Source organism: Serratia aquatilis, from assembly GCF_044865145.1.
GTDB classification, from domain to species: domain Bacteria; phylum Pseudomonadota; class Gammaproteobacteria; order Enterobacterales; family Enterobacteriaceae; genus Chania; species Chania aquatilis.
Genome location: NZ_CP173186.1, coordinates 5,013,061 through 5,031,918, shown reverse-complemented (window position 1 = coordinate 5,031,918; position 18,858 = coordinate 5,013,061). Strand labels below are relative to the sequence as shown.

At 53.1% G+C, this 18,858-nt stretch carries 17 protein-coding genes; 12 read left to right on the top strand and 5 right to left on the bottom strand.

What is annotated here, in order from left to right; translation table 11 throughout:
- Positions 1-47 precede the first annotated feature (47 nt).
- Positions 48-2,606: a peptidoglycan glycosyltransferase/peptidoglycan DD-transpeptidase MrcA gene (gene mrcA, locus SAQUA_RS22945; RefSeq protein ID WP_380676731.1), complete on the bottom strand. Its 2,559-nt coding sequence runs from the start codon at positions 2,604-2,606 to the stop codon at positions 48-50.
- Positions 2,607-2,727: 121 nt separating this feature from the next.
- Here mrcA and pilM point away from each other — a divergent pair, with 121 nt between their 5' ends.
- The 12 genes from pilM to trpS all read left to right on the top strand — a co-directional run bounded on the left by pilM (position 2,728) and on the right by trpS (position 13,361).
- Positions 2,728-3,576 (top strand): type IV pilus biogenesis protein PilM, encoded by an 849-nt coding sequence (gene pilM / locus SAQUA_RS22940; RefSeq protein ID WP_380676733.1) that lies wholly within the window; start codon positions 2,728-2,730, stop codon positions 3,574-3,576.
- Positions 3,576-4,112 (top strand): PilN domain-containing protein, encoded by a 537-nt coding sequence (locus SAQUA_RS22935; protein WP_380676735.1) that lies wholly within the window; start codon positions 3,576-3,578, stop codon positions 4,110-4,112. The genes pilM and SAQUA_RS22935 overlap by 1 nt, the downstream gene beginning before the upstream one ends.
- Positions 4,105-4,614, top strand: coding sequence for a hypothetical protein (locus SAQUA_RS22930; protein ID WP_380676737.1), 510 nt, complete (start codon positions 4,105-4,107; stop codon positions 4,612-4,614). Before SAQUA_RS22935 ends, SAQUA_RS22930 begins: the two co-directional genes overlap by 8 nt.
- Entirely contained in the window at positions 4,607-4,954 is a 348-nt protein-coding gene (locus SAQUA_RS22925; RefSeq protein ID WP_380676739.1) for a hypothetical protein, read from the top strand. The genes SAQUA_RS22930 and SAQUA_RS22925 overlap by 8 nt, the downstream gene beginning before the upstream one ends.
- 64 nt (positions 4,955-5,018) lie before the next feature.
- Complete coding sequence (gene hofQ / locus SAQUA_RS22920; RefSeq protein ID WP_380676900.1) at positions 5,019-6,212, top strand: DNA uptake porin HofQ; 1,194 nt, start codon at positions 5,019-5,021, stop codon at positions 6,210-6,212.
- Between the two features lie 598 nt (positions 6,213-6,810).
- Complete coding sequence (aroK, locus tag SAQUA_RS22915; RefSeq protein WP_005271698.1) at positions 6,811-7,332, top strand: shikimate kinase AroK; 522 nt, start codon at positions 6,811-6,813, stop codon at positions 7,330-7,332.
- Between the two features lie 219 nt (positions 7,333-7,551).
- Positions 7,552-8,649, top strand: a complete 1,098-nt coding sequence (aroB, locus tag SAQUA_RS22910) for a 3-dehydroquinate synthase (protein ID WP_380676742.1) — start codon at positions 7,552-7,554, stop codon at positions 8,647-8,649.
- A gap of 378 nt (positions 8,650-9,027) precedes the next feature.
- A complete protein-coding gene (locus SAQUA_RS22905; protein ID WP_380676744.1) occupies positions 9,028-10,059 on the top strand; it encodes an SPOR domain-containing protein in 1,032 nt (343 codons plus the stop codon).
- Positions 10,060-10,143: 84 nt separating this feature from the next.
- Positions 10,144-10,956: an adenine-specific DNA-methyltransferase gene (gene dam, locus SAQUA_RS22900; RefSeq protein WP_380676746.1), complete on the top strand. Its 813-nt coding sequence runs from the start codon at positions 10,144-10,146 to the stop codon at positions 10,954-10,956.
- Between the two features lie 29 nt (positions 10,957-10,985).
- A complete protein-coding gene (gene rpe, locus SAQUA_RS22895) occupies positions 10,986-11,663 on the top strand; it encodes a ribulose-phosphate 3-epimerase (protein ID WP_380676748.1) in 678 nt (225 codons plus the stop codon).
- Positions 11,656-12,354 (top strand): phosphoglycolate phosphatase, encoded by a 699-nt coding sequence (locus SAQUA_RS22890; RefSeq protein ID WP_380676750.1) that lies wholly within the window; start codon positions 11,656-11,658, stop codon positions 12,352-12,354. The genes rpe and SAQUA_RS22890 overlap by 8 nt, the downstream gene beginning before the upstream one ends.
- Before the next feature lie 2 nt (positions 12,355-12,356).
- Positions 12,357-13,361: a tryptophan--tRNA ligase gene (gene trpS, locus SAQUA_RS22885; protein WP_380676752.1), complete on the top strand. Its 1,005-nt coding sequence runs from the start codon at positions 12,357-12,359 to the stop codon at positions 13,359-13,361.
- A gap of 193 nt (positions 13,362-13,554) precedes the next feature.
- On the opposite strand, the gene cysG is transcribed toward trpS, so the two are convergent.
- The 4 genes from cysG to nirB all read right to left on the bottom strand — a co-directional run bounded on the left by cysG (position 13,555) and on the right by nirB (position 18,821).
- The gene (cysG, locus tag SAQUA_RS22880) at positions 13,555-14,958 is read right to left on the bottom strand and encodes a siroheme synthase CysG (RefSeq protein ID WP_380676754.1); all 1,404 of its coding nucleotides are present in this window, start codon (positions 14,956-14,958) and stop codon (positions 13,555-13,557) included.
- Positions 14,959-15,065: 107 nt separating this feature from the next.
- On the bottom strand, positions 15,066-15,866 hold the full coding sequence (gene nirC, locus SAQUA_RS22875; RefSeq protein ID WP_380676757.1) for a nitrite transporter NirC: 801 nt from the start codon (positions 15,864-15,866) through the stop codon (positions 15,066-15,068).
- A 76-nt stretch (positions 15,867-15,942) separates the two neighbouring features.
- Positions 15,943-16,275, bottom strand: a complete 333-nt coding sequence (nirD, locus tag SAQUA_RS22870; protein ID WP_380676759.1) for a nitrite reductase small subunit NirD — start codon at positions 16,273-16,275, stop codon at positions 15,943-15,945.
- Positions 16,272-18,821: a nitrite reductase large subunit NirB gene (nirB, locus tag SAQUA_RS22865; protein WP_380676761.1), complete on the bottom strand. Its 2,550-nt coding sequence runs from the start codon at positions 18,819-18,821 to the stop codon at positions 16,272-16,274. Before nirB ends, nirD begins: the two co-directional genes overlap by 4 nt.
- Positions 18,822-18,858: the final 37 nt, after the last annotated feature.

Genomic DNA, 18,858 nt, shown 5'->3' with positions numbered 1-18,858 from the left:
CTTAGCATGAAATAAAAATGGCCAGATTGCTCTGGCCATTTACGTTTTTAGAACAGCTCGTGACTTTCGCCACCGGGATCTGTCAGGGTGGTGCCCGCATCACGTACTGAGAAATCGGTCGGTTGAGTACCGTCGATGAAATACTCAGAACGGCTACCACCGCCACCATTGGACAATTTACCCGTGCTCTTATCGATGGTCACACTGACAATCCCCGGTGGTGGAGTGATTCTCTGCTCTGGGAGCCCTTCGAGCGCCACTTTCATAAAGTTATCCCAGGCTGGCTGTGCACTTTTCGCCCCACCTTCACCGCCAGAGATTTGATCCTCTATGGCGCCAGAGGCTGATGCTCTGCCAAGATCGCGGCGAGCGTCATCAAAACCGATCCACACCGAAGTGACTGTATCCGGACCATAACCAGAGAACCAGGCATCTTTCGAACTATTGGTTGTACCAGTTTTACCGCCGATATCATGGCGCTTGAGGTCACGGCCTGCACGCCAGCCAGTGCCCATCCAACCGGGTTCGCCAAAGATATTGCTATTCAGCGCATCGCGCATCAGGAAGGACAACTGAGTGCTGATCACATGCGGGGCATACAGCTGATCGTTATCCTGCTGTACCTGAGCTGGGGTAACCTGCTCAATTTGTGGCATTGGCACATTGGCATTGTTACCTTCCTGCGATACCGCTACGTTCTCAACGTTATCATCGGAGAGCATGGCCGAACGCTGGGTATCGCCATAAATAACGGGCAGATTACAGCTCTCGCAGACGACTTTGGGTTTGGCTTCAAATACCGCTTTGCCGGTATCGTCCTCAATCTTGGTAATGAAATAAGGGTCAACCAGATAACCTCCATTTGCCAGCACGGCATAACCCCGTACCACCTGCATGGGGGTAAAAGAAGCTGACCCCAGGGCCAGAGATTCTGAATGTACGATATTCTGCGCAGGGAAGCCGAAACGTTGCAGATATTCTGCCGCGTAGTCAACACCCATGGCACGCATGGCGCGAACCATCACCACGTTTTTTGATTGCCCAAGCCCTTGGCGCAGGCGGATTGGACCATCGTAAGTCGGCGGTGAGTTTTTGGGGCGCCAATCGGTACCAGCACCGGCATCCCAGCGGGCGATCGGCAGATCGTTGAGGATGGTCGCCAGTGTCAGCCCTTTGTCCATCGCTGCGGTGTACAGGAAAGGTTTGATATTGGAACCCACCTGGCGCAACGCTTGAGTAACGCGGTTGAATTTGCTCTGGTTGAAATCGAATCCTCCTACCAGCGCCTTGACTGCACCATTGTTGGGATCGATAGAAACCAAGGCCGAGTTGACGTCTGGCACTTGTGCCAGCCACCAGTTCTCATTCACCTTGCGTACCCATACCTGCTGACCAGCTTGAACCACATCGGTGACACGCTTCGGCGTTGGACCTTGTAGCGTATCGGTTTTGAACGGGCGTGCCCAACGCATGCCGGACATGGGCAGTGTAATGCTGCTGCCATCTGCCAGCATAGCCGTAGCTTGTTCTGCGCTCGTCTGGATGATCACCGCCGCTGCCAGTGGGCCGTAGTTGGGCAGGTTTTTCAGCGAATCGACAATCTGTTTCTGATCCCAAGCGGCTTCACCCACTTTCCACAGCACATTCGACGGGCCTCTATAGCCATGACGCATATCATAGTCAAGCACGTTGTTACGTAATGCTTCTTGTGCCGCCAATTGCAATTTCTTGGTGATGGTGGTGTAGACCTTATAACCATCGGTATAGGCATTCTCACCGTATCGATTGATCATTTCCTGACGCACCATTTCTGAAAGATACGGTGCGGAGAAACTGATCTCAGGTGCATGGTAATTGGCAACCAGCTCCTCACTACGAGCCTGATTGTATTGCTCCTGGGTAATGTAGTGTTCATCCAGCATTCGCGATAGCACCACGTTGCGGCGCGATACGGCGCGATCGTGGGAATACAGTGGGTTGAACGTTGAGGGGGCTTTAGGTAACCCGGCAATCGTTGCCATTTGGCTCAGGCTGAGCTCGCTGACGTCTTTACCAAAATAGACGTGTGCAGCGGCACCTACACCGTAAGCGCGATAGCCGAGATAAATCTTGTTGAGGTACAACTCAAGAATTTCATCCTTGGTCATCATCTGTTCAATGCGGATGGCCAGGAAGACCTCCTTGAGTTTCCGCATCAAAGTCCGTTCCGGGCTTAAAAAGAAGTTTCTGGCCAACTGCTGGGTAATGGTGCTTGCCCCTTGCGAAGCATGGCCCGAAACCAGCGCGATCGATGCTGCACGGAAGATACCGACAGGGTCGATCCCATGATGCTCATAGAAACGGCTGTCCTCTGTTGCGATGAAGGCATGCACCATCACCGGCGGGATTTGATCCAGTTTAAGAGGTATACGGCGTTTCTCACCGTATTGGGCGATCAGTTCGCCATCGGCACTGTAAACCTGCATTGGAATTTGCAGCCGTACGTCTTTTAGCGTTGCGACGTCGGGCAGCTGTGGCTCGACATATTTGTACAAGCCAAAGATCGAGGCTGCTCCCAGCAAGATGCAACACACTGCAAGGATTAAAAGATACTTTACGAACTTCACCTGAGATTTCCCATTTCATGCCAGTTGGGCAGTTTATAAACAACCGCGCAGTAGTATAAAGGCAAGCCTGCAACATGGATATGTTCTTTTGTTATTTGAAGGTATGGAGGCTGTAGTAAGCATGTTTCCTCAAGTTTGGCAGGTAGGGCTGGATATACAGAGTCACTGCGTCAGAGCGCTGGCTGCACAGCGGCGGCGTAATGGTTGGCAACTACGCCACTGGTGGCAACAGGAGTTGCCGGAACCGGTGATGCGTGAGGGATATTTAGAGCAATCCGACATCCTGATTACTGCACTTAAGCAGTGGCGGGCCCGGTTGCCAAGACATATTTCCTTACGTATTGCTTTGCCTGCGCAACGCGTTTTGCAACAGATACTACCGTTACCGGACTCCCGTTTACGGGAGCCAGTTCGTCACGCTTATATCACCACCCAGGGGTTAAAACAGTTTCCCCTAGACAGCCAGACGCTGGTAATGGATTACCGCCAGGCTCATCCCAATACACACCAGTTGCTGCTCACCGCTGCCCGTCAGCAGGAGCTGCAACAGTGGCTACAGTACCTGCTTCAGGCCAACCTACAGCCAGAAGTCATTGATATCACACCGAGTGCTTTACGCATGATGGCGGGGTTTGCAGGTCTGGCTGCGGATGTTGGGCTGCTGCACCGGTTGGAGTATGAGTGGCTGTGGGTCACACCGCGCACTGAGCCGTTTTCTTATGGTGTGCTGCCTGCAAAGGAGGCTGAAGGTGTTGACCAGGCATTGAGCCTGATAGGTGCTACCTGCCCAGCTCTGGCAACCAAAGGCGTCTATTACAGCAGTGTGATTGACGAAGTTTTGCCCGTGGGGACTGGGGCCATACCCTGGTCGCCATTCACGGCTTTCAGCCAGTTATATCCGCCATTACCCACTTTGCCTGGGGCCTTTGTTCTGGCTGGTGGATTGGCACTTCGCGGTGAGGACGAGTGATGTATAGGGTAAATCTCTTACCTTGGCGTATCAGAGAACAGCGGCGGCGCTATGCATTCTGGTTGCGACTCTTCTGCGCCCAGTTACTGATTGCCACGGTGATCCTTGGCTCAACCTATTTCTACCTCAGCCATCAGCAGGTACAGCAACGCCGGGTGTTGCAAGAGTTAACTCAGCAACAAACCGACCTGAGTACTCGTCTGCGTGAGGTACAGCAAGCGATGTCAGAACTGGCACGAGTGACTGCAGAAGAAGCGCGTTGTCAGGAGAATCTTGAACATAATCGGCGTTATCTCTTCCTGCTAAAGCAACTCTCGCTCGTGCTGCCAGCCACTCTGTGGCTCACAAAGTTGGAAGAGAACGCCAAGGGTATCTCGTTGCAAGGCGTAGGGGGGCACTATGCGGCGATTACCACATTTGAACAGCAGTTGGCGTTATCGCCTGTGCTGCAAAACAGCCGGTTGGCGGAAGTCAGACTGCGTGAAGAAGGGGGCCTGGAGTTCACTCTGACTGCTCGCTGGGGGCGGAATGAATAAGCCCTTACCTGCCTGGCTGATACCTTGGCTTGAACGACCAGGCTGGCAGCTATGGGCTGCTCAATGGCTGGTATTGGCAGGAGGTATTTTGCTGGCTTATATGCTGTTTATATCTGGTCAGTGGCAGCAACGGGAAAGATTAAACCAACAGCAGCAACAGCTACAGTTACAGGTTACAGAGCGCCAACAGCAGCTAAGTCAGTTGCCGTCGTTAGCGGTACTGGTGTCCAGTCTGCAACAGAAATCCATGCAACAGCCAGAAGACCACGCAGAGCTGGGGCACATTCTCTCCCAGGCTGGAGGGGAGCTACTCCGCTGGCAACAGCAGGATAAGCCAGCACGACAAACGCTTAAATTCCGGGTGGATTACGCGGGTTTGCTGCGCTTACTGGAAAATATTTCACCAAACAAACGGATTGACCAGATAACTATCGAGAGGCGGCCAGAAGGCGTGATCACCAAACTGACACTGCTGGCTACGGGAGATGCCGCCGATGAGTAAAATCTGTTGGTTTTGGTTGTTTGTCTCCGCTTCGCTTTGGGCGGAGCAATATCGCGATCCATTCCAGCCACCGCAGGTAATACCTTGCACCATACCGGCAGTTTCGCCTGCAGATTGGTTGCTGAGAGGCATCATTGGTTCACCCGACCTGCGTCAGGGGTGGGTTGTGACACCGCAAGGGCAATGGCTAGGGCTATTACCACAGCAATGGCTGCTGGATGGGAGCTGGCAAGTGGCAGGGATCCATCCTGACAGGATTGAACTCCGTGCCAGGAGGGCCAGCGATGATTGCCCGCCACTTGGCGGCAGTGTGGTTCTCGCCTTGGGAAATAAACCATAAGGAGATGGCAATGAAGAGATTGAGCTGGTTTTTGGCTGCTTGGCTTGCATTCCCTTTAACGGTGATGGGAAACGTGCAGCAGGATAAACCGGTGTCGCTGGTATTTCACGATACACCTGTCAGCCTGATTTTACAGGCTTTGGCGGAATATCAGCAGTTAAACCTGGTGGCTGGCGAAGGTGTCGATGGCAACCTGACTCTGCGGCTGGATAACGTTCCCTGGCAACAGGCGTTGGCGGTTGTACTGCGCATGGGGAAATTGACCATGACTATCGAGGGTAACGTGATGATGATTTCCCCAGAACCTGATGAGCAGGAACAGCAACGCCGCCAGCAGGTTTTGGCGCAACAGGTGCCGCTAGAGAATCTGACAATCACGCTACAAAATGCGGAGGCTAGCGATATAGCACAAAGCCTGGATAGCCAGCGGGGCAAATTATTGACCGAGCGCGGTAGCGTGGTGGTGGACAAGCGGACCAATGCATTGCTATTGCGTGATACGGCTCAGGCTCTTGCTCAAATGAAGTCCTGGGTAGCCGAGATGGATGCGCCGTTGGAGCAGGTACAGTTGGCTGCGCATATTGTTACCATCAGCAGTGAAAATTTGCGGGAACTAGGGGTTCGCTGGGGGTTGGCCGCGGAGGAACAGCCCGCGAAGGCACTGCGGATAAACAATTTCAGCGTTGATCTACCAGTAGAAAATAGCCCGGTGACAGCCGGTTTTCACCTTGCCCGTATCAGTGGGCGTATTCTGGATTTGGAACTGTCGGCGCTGGAACAGGAAAATGAGGTGGAAATCATTGCCAGCCCAAGGCTCCTCACGGCACACCAACAAACTGCCAGCATCAAGCAGGGCACGGAAATCCCTTACGAGGTTTCGAGCGGTGCCAGTGGTGCCACATCGGTGGAGTTCAAGGAGGCGGTGCTGGGTATGGAGGTGACGCCAAAGATATTACCCAATGGGCGTATCACGCTAACGCTGCAGATAAGCCAGAACATGCCTGGGCGCTCGATAAAACAGGGGGCAGGAGAGGCTCTGGCGATCGACAAGCAGGAAATTAAAACCCAGGTGACGGTAAAAAACGGTGAAACTATCGTACTTGGTGGCATATTCCAGCGGCAAAGTACTCATGGGGCAGATAAAGTTCCGGGAGTAGGGGATGTCCCCTTGTTGGGTTCTTTGTTCAAACACAGCAGTAAGCAGCATAAACGGCGTGAACTGGTGATTTTCATCACTCCAACGCTGATCAAAGTCTGAATTTCCTGCCGTTTTCCAAACGAGATTATTCCAGCATTTTTAAAGATAACTTCCAGAGACACTACCCTGATGGCTCCGCGCAATGCGAGCCCTTGCCGGTGGAGTGAAACACCCTGCCCATCAGGGTCCAGCCAGAAATACGACAGCGTTAAAAAGCTTAAAAGTTGGTAAGCGGATGCACTTTTTTCTCGTCTTCTCGGCATCTACGTTTGACGCTGCGGCCGATTTAGCTTACAAGGGTTACCGAATTGAGCTCCGAGGTTTTTTTGTTAATGCTTTACCCGTCGTCTTTCAAGCTGCTGCGTTGTTGGTTTAACGTATTTGCCCGGTTACTTATCGAAGTCAAGTTTCCGGAGTCTGCTACGCTCGCCTAGTTGCAACTTGGAATCCATAGGGTTAAAACGCCGTTAAAAACGTATGGTTTCCCTCCTGCGGCGTTGATAGCGATTTATTCGGTTGCCAAACTACCAAGAGTGTTGAGATAATTTTTCGTCTGATCTCGCACTATCGCTCATGAGGTTTCAGTTTAGGTCCCGTTGCTGATTTGATTGGCGGGGCGGGTTATCATTAACGAATTGTCTTAGTAATACCGAAAAACATGGCAGAGAAACGCAATATCTTTCTGGTTGGGCCTATGGGTGCCGGCAAAAGCACTATTGGCCGTCAGTTAGCTCAGCAACTCAATATGGAGTTTTTCGACTCCGATCAAGAAATTGAGCGACGTACCGGAGCTGACGTGGGCTGGGTATTCGATGTGGAAGGGGAAGAAGGCTTCCGCGATCGCGAAGAAAAAGTCATTAATGAGCTGACGGAAAAGCAAGGAATTGTACTTGCTACAGGCGGTGGTTCGGTTAAGTCGCGTGAAACGCGTAACCGCCTGTCGGCGCGCGGTGTCGTGGTCTATTTGGAAACCACCATCGAGAAGCAACTGGCCCGTACCCAGCGTGACAAAAAACGTCCGTTGTTGCAGGTTGATTCTCCTCCACGCGAGGTGCTGGAAGCGCTGGCTAGAGAACGTAATCCGTTGTATGAAGAAATCGCAGATGTCACCATCCGCACGGACGATCAAAGCGCTAAAGTGGTTGCCAACCAGATAATCAATATGCTGGAAAGTAACTGAAATACTCTTCATACTTCGCATGGCATGTGAGCAGGCAGTGCTCAGTAGCCTCGGTTATTGAGTCATCGATATAGCCAAGGGATCTTGGAGTTACTGCCTTCATGCAACTCGAATTCTTCTGAGTATAGCGGTTTCCGTGTTGGCCTCGGGCAAACGCGGAAATTCTGATTGTGTTCCCTGCATTTGGCAGGGAAAAACCACACGAGAACTTAGCGCGACATGGAGAGAATTACCGTAACGCTTGGGGAGCGTAGCTACCCGATAACCATTGCTGCCGGATTGTTTAACGATCCGGCTTCTTTTATGCCGCTAACGGCGGGTGAGCAGGTTATGCTGGTCACCAACCAGACTCTGGCACCGTTGTACCTGGAACGTATCAGGAAGGTGCTTGAAAAGAGTGGTGTGGTGGTTGATCAGGTGATATTACCTGATGGCGAGCAGTACAAATCCCTTGCCGTGCTTGAGCAGGTATTCTCGGCGCTGCTGGAAAAACCACACGGTCGCGACACCACACTCATTGCCCTCGGCGGTGGTGTGGTGGGCGATCTGACCGGTTTTGCCGCGGCGTGCTATCAACGTGGTGTACGTTTCATTCAGGTCCCTACTACGTTGCTTTCGCAGGTGGACTCTTCCGTCGGCGGCAAGACCGCTGTCAATCATCCGCTCGGTAAAAACATGATCGGCGCTTTCTACCAACCAGCTTCAGTGGTAGTTGATCTCGATTGCTTGCGTACTTTACCGGCGCGTGAACTCTCTTCTGGTCTGGCTGAAGTTATCAAATACGGGATTATTCTCGACCGTGATTTCTTTATTTGGCTGGAAAATAATATTGATGCGCTAGTTGCTCTGGACATGGGGGCACTGGCGTACTGCATCCGTCGTTGTTGCGAGTTGAAGGCTGAGGTGGTCGCCGCAGACGAACGCGAAAATGGTCAGCGTGCGTTACTCAACCTGGGGCATACCTACGGGCATGCTATCGAAGCTGAAATGGGCTACGGCGTCTGGCTACATGGTGAAGCGGTTGCCGCTGGTATGGTAATGGCAGCACAAACGGCACATCGGCTGGGGCAATTTACTGCTGCTGATATCGAACGGGTTAAAGCTCTGTTGCTACGCGCCGGTTTGCCAGTTTGCGGCCCGCAGGAAATGGCACCTGAAGCTTATTTGCCCCATATGATGCGTGACAAAAAGGTATTGGCAGGGGAACTGCGTTTAGTATTGCCAAAGGCAATAGGCGAGGCTGAGGTTCGTGGCGGCGTTGCCCATGAAATCGTGCTGGCTTCCATAGCAGATTGCCTGCCGCCATCGCGGGCCTAAGTCTATAGCCAAGCTACTTTGGTAGTCTGGAATGCAGCATACCCCACTGTAACTTCAAGTAATAAGGGTATAACAGTGGCTTGGCTGCTGTTAGTATCTATACTCGTCATTATTCAAGCTGCATGGGTGCTGGCTGCTTTCGCTCGCACCGGTCACACAGTAGGCTATGCTCCTGATGACTCTCGGACTTGCTGCCTACATGCAACTCGAATTATTTAGAGTATATGTTGCTCAATGTGCAGAGTAAGAGCCTATCCCATAGCCCTAAATGGGAGAGCTATCTAAGATAGGCGTCGCTTTGCCATCATCGTGTTAATAGTCTCTAACCATTCCGGATAACGGGTGGTGAGCTTTTGCCTCTAGTTGGAGGGGTTTCATATGGATGAGTTTAAACCAGAAGACGATCTCAGGCCCGATACCACCGACCGCCGTCCTTCGCGTTCGCGTCGGTCATCTGCTGGGCCACGTTTTGCCCTATCGCGTCAGCATATGATGATTGGCGTTGGTATTCTGGTTCTGTTGGTACTGATTCTCGGCATCGGTTCGGCATTAAAGGCACCTACCAAGCATGAAGCCGCACAACAAGGTGTGAGCCGCGATATTAACCTTTCGGGTTCCTCGTCGTTGACCGCCAGTAACGGTGGTGTGGCAGGTGGTACTACTGATACCAACGACAACAGCGGTGTTAGCGGTTCTCAATCACAGCAACCTCAGAATATCAGCGTTCCGCCAATTTCCAGTACGCCTACCGAAGCACCTCCGCAACCACCGCAAGGCGGTGCTCAGCAGCGTGTCGATTTGCCAGGCAATATGGCAGATGCTCTTTCGTCTCAACAGGATCAGGTTGATACTGCCACGCAAAGTTTGAACAATCCCGTGTCTGGTTTGCCCACCGCTCCGGCTACGCTGATGAGTGGTGCTGCAGCCAAAGAAGCTGCGCGAGTGGCAAATACGGGGGCCAAAGAAGCCACGCGTCCGGTGCACAATAATCCACCCGCAACGGTTCAGCAGCATAAAACGCCCGCAAAAACCGCAACACCACCAGTTGCATCATCCAAGCCTTCACCTTCCGCTACCACGGTTTATACCCCACCGTCTTCTGGCAAAAGTGGTGTGGTGGCTGGGAGCAACAGTTCAATCAAGTCGGCACCGGGCAACCACTTCACGTTACAATTGAGCGGCGCTTCGCGCTCCGATACGTTGAATGCCTTCGCCAAGCAGCAGAACCTGCAGCATTTTATGGTGTATGAGACCAAGCGTGACGGCAAGCCGTGGTTCGTGTTAGTGAGCGGTAACTATGCCTCATCGGCGGAAGCCAAACGCGCAATCGCTTCGTTACCGGCAGATGTTCAGGCGAAAAAACCATGGGTCCGTCCTGTACATCAAGTACAGCAAGACCTTAAAAAATAAATCATTTAATTTTGTGCGCTGATGTGCTGTCTGAAACAGAGTACAATCCGCCGCTCTGAATTGTATAAGTAGCTAACTGACGGCATGAAGAAAAACCGCGCTTTTTTAAAATGGGCTGGTGGAAAGTACCCGCTGATAGATGAGATCCGTCGTCATTTGCCAGCGGGTGACTGTTTAATAGAGCCCTTTGTGGGGGCCGGTTCGGTATTCCTGAATACAGAATACGACGCCTATATTCTCGCCGACATCAACAGCGATCTTATCAACCTGTATAACATCGTTAAGCTGCGCACGGATGACTTCGTGCGCGATGCCAGCTTGCTTTTTACCAATGAATACAATAATTCAGACCAGTTTTACCTGCTGCGAGAAGAGTTTAACAAGAGTACCGATGCTTATCGGCGTGCGTTGTTATTCTTGTATCTGAACCGTCACTGCTACAACGGCCTATGTCGTTATAATCTGAGCGGTGCGTTCAATGTCCCGTTCGGACGTTATAAAAAACCTTACTTTCCCGAAGATGAACTGTACTGGTTTGCTGAAAAATCGCGCAAGGCCACTTTTGTCTGTGAGCATTACCGCGATACCATGGTGAAGGCAACGCGAGGTACGGTGGTCTATTGCGATCCACCCTATGCGCCACTTTCGGCAACGGCTAACTTTACCGCTTACCACACCAACAGCTTCAGTCTGGCCGATCAGCAAGGGCTGGCACTCATTGCGCATCAACTGTCGGTGGAAAGCCAGGTACCGGTATTGATATCCAACCATGATACCGAACTGACGCGTGACTGGTATCAACATGCTTCGCTGCATGTGGTGAAAGCTCGCCGCACTATCAGTAGTAACATTCTGGGGCGCAGCAAAGTAAACGAACTTTTGGCACTGTATAGCTAATAACTCTAACCCTACGTTTGGAGAAGCGGATGAAAAAGTTTTTGATTGCCCCGTCCATTCTGTCAGCTGATTTTGCCCGCCTGGGTGAAGACACCGCCAAGGTGTTGGCCGCAGGTGCTGACATAGTGCATTTTGACGTGATGGACAACCATTACGTGCCTAATCTGACGATTGGGCCGATGGTATGCGAGGCCTTGCGAAATTACGGCATTACCGCACCCATCGACGTTCACCTGATGGTGAAACCGGTTGACCGTATTGTTCCCGACTTTGCCAAAGCCGGAGCAAGCTATATCTCTTTTCATCCCGAAGCCTCCGAACACGTTGACCGTACCCTGCAACTGATCAAAGAACACGGTTGTAAGGCGGGGCTGGTATTTAACCCTGCGACACCGCTGAGCTATCTTGATTACGTTATGGACAAAGTCGACGTGATCTTGCTGATGTCGGTTAACCCTGGTTTTGGTGGGCAGTCGTTTATCCCCGGCACCTTAGATAAGTTGCGTCAGGTACGTAAGCTGATCGATGACAGTGGGCGCGATATTCGTCTGGAAGTCGATGGTGGCGTGAAAGCGGACAATATTGCCGAGATTGCGGCGGCCGGAGCGGACATGTTCGTTGCGGGTTCAGCCATTTTCAGCAAGCCGGATTACCGTGCCGTCATCGATGAAATGCGTAGTGAATTGGCCAAGGTGAGCCATGGCTGATTTCAGCGCTATCCGTGGCCTGGCCTTTGATCTCGACGGCACACTGGTAGACAGCGCCCCTGGCCTGGCTGCAGCTATCGATCTGGCTTTGGCTGAAATGGGGCTACCGCAGGCAGGTAAGGCCCTTGTCGGCACCTGGATTGGCAACGGTGCCGATGTGCTGGTTCAACGTGCGTTACGTTGGGCAGAAGTGGATGCCACAACAGAGCACTGCCAGCAAATGCGCCAGCGCTTTGACCACTTCTATGCGCAAACTGTTGATAGCGGTAGCCGTTTGTTTCCGCAGGTGAAGGAAACCCTAGCCTGCCTGGCAGCAAGTGGCTTTCCAATGGCGCTGGTGACCAATAAACCGACACCCTTTGTCGCCCCGCTGCTGACGGCACTCGGAATTATCGATTATTTCTCACTGATTATCGGCGGTGACGATGTGGTAGAAAAAAAACCACATCCTGCTCCGTTGTATTTGGTGTTTGGCAAACTCGGGCTGCGAGCCAATGAGGTGCTGTTTGTCGGCGATTCACGTAACGATATTCAGGCGGCGCAGGCGGCAGGTTGCCCAAGCGTTGGTCTGACTTACGGATATAACTACGGTGAAGCGATCGCCTTGAGCTGTCCCGAGCGCGTGTTGGAGCGTTTTGCCGATCTGTTGCCCGCTCTTGGGCTGTCATCTATAGAAGATCAGGAAATTTAAACATGAGTAAACCCATCGTATTTAGCGGCGCGCAGCCGTCTGGTGAATTGACCATTGGCAACTACATGGGTGCACTGCGTCAATGGGTTCACATGCAGGACGACTATGACTGCATCTACTGCATCGTTGATCTGCACGCCATCACCGCGCGCCAGGATGCAGAAAAACTGCGCAAAGCCACGCTGGATACGCTGGCACTGTATCTGGCCTGTGGTATCGACCCGCAAAAAAGCACCATCTTCGTGCAATCTCATGTGCCAGAGCATACGCAACTGAGCTGGGCGCTCAACTGCTATACCTATTTTGGTGAATTGAACCGCATGACCCAGTTCAAGGATAAATCGGCGCGTTATGCTGAAAACATCAACGCAGGTTTGTTCGGTTACCCGGTATTGATGGCGGCAGATATCTTGCTGTATCAGACCAACCAGGTGCCAGTAGGCGAGGATCAGAAACAGCATCTGGAACTGACTCGTGATGTTGGCCAGCGTTTTAACGCGCTGTATGGTGACGTGTTCAAACTGCCAGAGCCGTTTATTCCCAAAGCTGGCGCGCGCGTGATGTCGCTGCAGGAACCGACCAAGAAGATGTCCAAGTCGGATGATAATCGCAACAATGTGATTGGCCTGTTGGAAGACCCGAAAGAAGTCACCAAGAAAATCAAACGCGCCATGACCGATTCGCAGGATCCCCCTGTGATTCGCTACGACGTGGCAAACAAACCGGGCGTTTCCAACCTGTTGGATATTCTCTCCGGCGTCACTGGCAAGAGCGTTTCACAGTTGGAAACCGAGTTTGAAGGCCAGATGTATGGTCACCTGAAGGGGGCCGTTGCCGAAGCCGTTTCCGGTATGCTGAGTGAGTTGCAGGAACGATATCATCGCTACCGCAGCGATGAGGACTTACTGCAGCAGATCATGCGTGATGGAGCTGCCAAGGCCCGAGTCCGCGCACAGGAAACGCTGGCGAAAGTGTATCAAGCCATCGGCTTTGTACCGCATCCGTAACTGAGGGTGTCGAAAGAGAAAGCGGCCAAAGCGCCGCTTGAGGTTGATGACAAAGTCGCCTTCTGACCCGAGATACCCGGGCCTAGCGGACCGAGGGGCGATCCGACGGCTTACGCCGTTACGACCCCATCGGCACGCTCTCCCTAATAACGGGGTTTGTCAGCAGTCTGAAGCGGCCAAAGCGCCGCTTTTTTTACGCCATTTTGCTGAGGTTTGGCGGGATATCTCTGCTGGCAAACCAGTTCAGTTTACTGCGCAGGCTAACGACGCTGCCAACGACGATCAGGCTAGGGCTGGTGACCTGTGCTGCTAACGTGCCCAACTGAGCCAGTTCGCCTTCAATCACGCGTTGGCGAGTCGAAGTGCCATTCTCGATCAGGGCAATAGGCATGGAAGCCGCCATACCATGTGTTATCAGTTGCTGTTGGATCACTGCTGCCTGGTTTAGCCCCATATAGAACACCAGCGTCTGATGCTCTGCGGCAAGCCGTGCCCAGTCCAGTTCACCGTCGGTTTTGGCATGGCCGGTAACCAACCGCACGCTTTGGGCATGATCGCGGTGGGTGAGGGGGATACCGCTGTAGGCTGAGCAGCCTGATGCCGCAGTGATCCCAGGTACGACGGAAAAGGGAATGCCTGCTTCGGCCAATGTCTCTAACTCTTCCCCCCCACGGCCAAATATAAAGGGATCTCCCCCTTTCAGCCTGACGACACGCAAGCCACGCTGAGCCTGCTCCAGCAGGATCTGATTGATTTGTTCCTGCGGCACGCAGTGGTATCCGGCGCGTTTGCCAACAAAGATGCGCTCTGCGTCGCGGCGTACCAAGGCCATGATCCCGTCAGAAACCAGACGATCGTAGACCACCACGTCGGCCTGCTGGATCTGCTGCAGGCCTTTTAAGGTTAATAACCCAGCATCGCCGGGGCCTGCACCCACCAGAACCACTTCACCCTGTTCTTCTTGCCGTTCGGCAAACAGCTGTTCCACTTGCTGCGTAGCCAGCTCGGTATCCTCGTTGGCCAAGGACTGCGCCAGCCTGTCGTGCGCGAGCAGTTTTTCCCAGAACCGACGGCGAGCGCCGATGCTGGCAAACTGTTGCTTCACTCTTTGGCGCAAAGAGCCTGCCAAATTCGCCAGTTTGCCAAGGTGCTGTGGCAGGATTGCTTCCAGCTTTTCCCGCAGCAGGCGCGCCAGAACGGGTGCTTTGCCGCCAGAAGAGACGGCAACCATTATCGGGGAGCGATCGATGATCGAAGGCATGATAAAACTGGCACGCTTAGGGTCATCGACTACGTTGCAGAACACCCGCTGCTGATTGGCCGATTGATAGACCAATGCGTTCACTTCCGCGCTGTCGGTGGCGGCAATGACCAACCATTTCTCTGCCAGTAAGTCGGCATAAAATGCCCCTTCCACCAGCGTTAGTTGCCCAAGTTCGGCCCACACGTGAAATTGGTTATTGAATTGCAGGGCATTGACGGTTAAGCACGCACCGGCATCCAGCAGAAGGCGGGCTTTACGCTCGGCGACTTCACCACCACCGACTAATAGGCAGGCTTTGCGTTGTAGTTGGCAGAAAATCGGTAAGTAATCCATCGAAAATCCTTAGGCTGTATCCCTTAACTGTCCGTGGTGCCGCCAGCGGCGCTCGCGTACAGTTAAGGGACACAGCCTAGTAGTGGCGATGCTCCGCCCCAAATTGACTATGCGACTTGACGCATTGCGGTTTTCTCGACCTGTGGCCGTTGCGCGCGTGGCGTGGCATACCAGTAGCCAAGACCCATTAACACCGAGCCAGACAGCATGTTACCCAATGTCACCCAGAGCAGGTTATGGCCAATGCCGCTAAGGGTATAGGCTTCGCTATGGTGACCGAACCAGGATAGGGCAAACAGCGTCATGTTGGCGATAGAGTGCTCGTAACCGGAAGCGATAAATGCCAGCAGACACCACCAGATAGCAATAAATTTGGCAGCACCTTCCACACGTAATGCCATCCAGATTGCCAGACAAACCAGCCAGTTACACAGCACCCCCTTGAAGAACAGTACTTCAGCCGTAGCGGTGGTTTTCGCCAACGCTACGGTATGCACCAGGCTGGTATCCACCGGAAGCAGACTCCCACCGCCGTAATAGTACATCAAGGCAACCAAAACCGACCCTACCAGATTACCTAGCCAGGTTTGCGGCAACACTGCCCACATCTGGCTTTGCTTGATAGTACCCGCCTTCACGCCCAGCATCAGGAACATGGTATGGCCGGTGAACAATTCTGAACCGGCAATGATGACTAACGTCAGCGCGATGCCGAAAGTGGCCCCCATAACCAATGGGCGTATTGAAGGATCGACCAGATTGCCAAGAGTAAAAATCAGGATGATGCCAAGACCGACATAAGCCCCAGCCATTGCGGAACCGATCCAGAATCCGAGCGGACTCTCTTTGGCTAGTTTGACGATGCGTGCCGCATTGGCGGCACATTTGTTGATGGTATCGGTGAACATAAATTTCCCAGAAAATTAATAAATTAAATGCAATAAGCGTTAAGGTAAGCCTCTTTTCCTTGTCAGTGGCTGACCTTTAAGTATTGGCTGCCACTTGTACCATGCCGTCGGTTACCCGGCAGGCAAAACGCGCAATCGAACGGCTTTCATCTTCCAGACAGAAACCGTCATGCAGGCGGAAATGCTGTTTCTTCAGTGGGCTGGCGACCCACAGTTCACCCTGATGTTCGGCAATCAGGCCGCGTGAGAGCACACTGGCCTGCGCGAACGGATCGATATTGTCGAGGGCAAATAGTTGCTCATCGGTATAGGGGCGGAATATCGCCACTTGTTGGTTGCCGATCAGCGCACATACCCCGGTGCCTGGCAGAATATCTGCGATTGGGCAAACGGTGATCCACTGGCTCATGCGTTGTTCTCCTCGGTCTCAAGCAAAGTAACGGCAATGCGTTCACCCGGGCGCGCCGGGCGATGTTGCTCACGTTCGGCAACGACCTGAACGTTAGGATCGCGCTGAGGGCTGTTAATGAAGTGAGCGAAGCGTACCTGTGATTCAGGATGCTCAACCGTTTCTTTCCATTCACAGATCACCGCCTCGCGCAGGCGAGCGATTTCTGCTTCCAACTGTGCGTTGATGCCCAACTTGTCGTCGACAATTACGCTGCGCAGATAATCGATACCACCTTCCAGGCTTTCCAACCAGACGGAGGTACGCTGCAATTTGTCGCCGGTACGGATATAGAACATCATAAAGCGGTCGAGATAGCGCATCAGCGTAGCATTGTCGAGATCGGCAGCCAGCAGGTCCGCATGACGCGGTTTCATCCCGCCGTTCCCGCAAACATACAGGTTCCAGCCATTCTCGGTAGCAATAATACCGACGTCTTTTCCCTGCGCTTCGGCACATTCGCGGGTACAACCCGAGACGCCAAACTTCATTTTATGCGGGGTGCGGATCCCCTTGTAGCGGTGTTCCAGTTGCACCCCGAAACCCACGCTGTCACCGACACCAAAACGGCACCAGGTGCTTCCTACACAGGTCTTCGCCATGCGTAGGGCTTTGGCATAGGCATGGCCGGTTTCGAAACCGGCGGCGATCAGCTTGGCCCAGATGGCTGGTAAATCGTCTTTCTGTGCGCCGAACATGCCGATACGCTGTGAGCCGGTTATCTTGGTATAGAGGTTATACTCCCTGGCAATCTGACCGATGGCCAGCAGGCCGTCTGGGGTGATTTCCCCCCCGGCAGAACGTGGGATAACCGAGTAGGTTCCGTCTTTCTGGATGTTACCCAGGAAGTTGTCGTTGGTATCCTGCAACGGTGTGTGCTGCGGTTTGAGCACATATTCATTCCAACAGGAAGCCAGCAGCGAGCCAACGGTAGGCTTACAGACTTCACAGCCGTAACCTTTACCGTATTTCGCCAGCAGCGTTTCAAAGGTTTTGATGCCTTCAACGCGGATCAGGTGGTACAACTCCTGGCGCGAATAGGTGAAGTGCTCGCACAGGTGATTGTTGACTTCGATGCCCTGTTTGCTCAATTCGGCATTCAGTACCTGGGTGATCAGCGGAACACAGCCACCGCAGCCTGTACCGGCTTTGGTGGCGGATTTGATGGCCGCTACGGTGTGGCAGCCCATATTAACGGCTTTGATAATATCGCCTTTGCTGACGTCAAAGCAGGAACAGATTTGCGCCGTTTCCGGTAGTGAGTCCACACCGATGGTGGGTTTACTGCCTGCGTGAGCTGGCAGGATCAGGCTATCCGGGTTTTCCGGTAATTCGATGTTGTTCAGCGCCAGTTGCAGCAGATTGCCATAGTCACTGGTATCACCAACCAACACCGCACCGAGCAGGGTTTTATTGTCCGCACTGACCACGATACGCTTATAGACTTCTTTACTTTCGTCCAGATAGACGTAGCTGCGAGCACCCTCGGTACGTGCGTGGGCATCACCAATTCCGCCCACGTCGACACCTAGCAGCTTCAGTTTGGCGCTCATGTCTGCGCCCTGGAAGCTGTTTTCCCGGCTTAGCAGGTGGTCAGCGGCGACCTGAGCCATCTTGTAGCCAGGTGCTACCAAACCAAAGGTACGTTGCTGCCAAGAGGCACATTCACCGATGGCGTAAACATCAGGATCTGAAGTCTGGCAGCAGTCATTTATCGCAATACCCCCGCGCGGTGCCGTTTCCAACCCGCATTGGCGAGCCAGTTTATCTTGTGGCCGAATGCCGGTGGAGAACACGATAAAATCGACTTCCAACGCACTGTCATCGGCAAAGTGCATGGTTTTGCGCGCGGCTTTGCCACCGTTGACGATCTCTGTGGTGTTCTTTCCGGTGTGAACTTTAACGCCCATGCGTTCGATCTTGCGCCGTAACTGATCGCCGCCCATGGGATCGAGCTGCTCTGCCATTAGCACAGGGGCGAATTCGATCACGTGGGTTTCAACGCCCAGGCTTTTCAGCGCCCCTGCCGCTTCCAGACCGAGTAGGCCACCACCGACCACCGCACCACGCTTGCTACGGCGAGCACAGGATTCGATGGCGTTGAGATCTTCAATGGTGCGATACACGAAGCAGTCCTGACTCTCTGCCCCTTTGATCGGTGGGATCCACGGGTAAGAGCCGGTGGCCATGATCAGTTTGTCGTAATACACCGTGCGGCCAGTATTGGAGTGGATGACTTTTTCCGCCCGGTTAATGGTGATTGCACGTTCACCGATCAGCACTTTGACGCCGTGCTTTTGGTAAAAGCCTTCACGGACCAGTGAAAGCTCTTCCGCCGTGTGGTGCGAGAAATAGGAGGAGAGATGGACGCGATCGTAAGCGATGCGCGGCTCCTCACAAAAAATAGTGATATCAAACTGGTCCTTGTCTGCCTTTTCCAGCAGATCTTCGATAAAACGGTGGCCGACCATGCCGTTACCGATGACAGCGAGTTGGATCCTGCGCATTTTTGCCTCAAAATTCTGATTTCCTGAGCGTACCTTA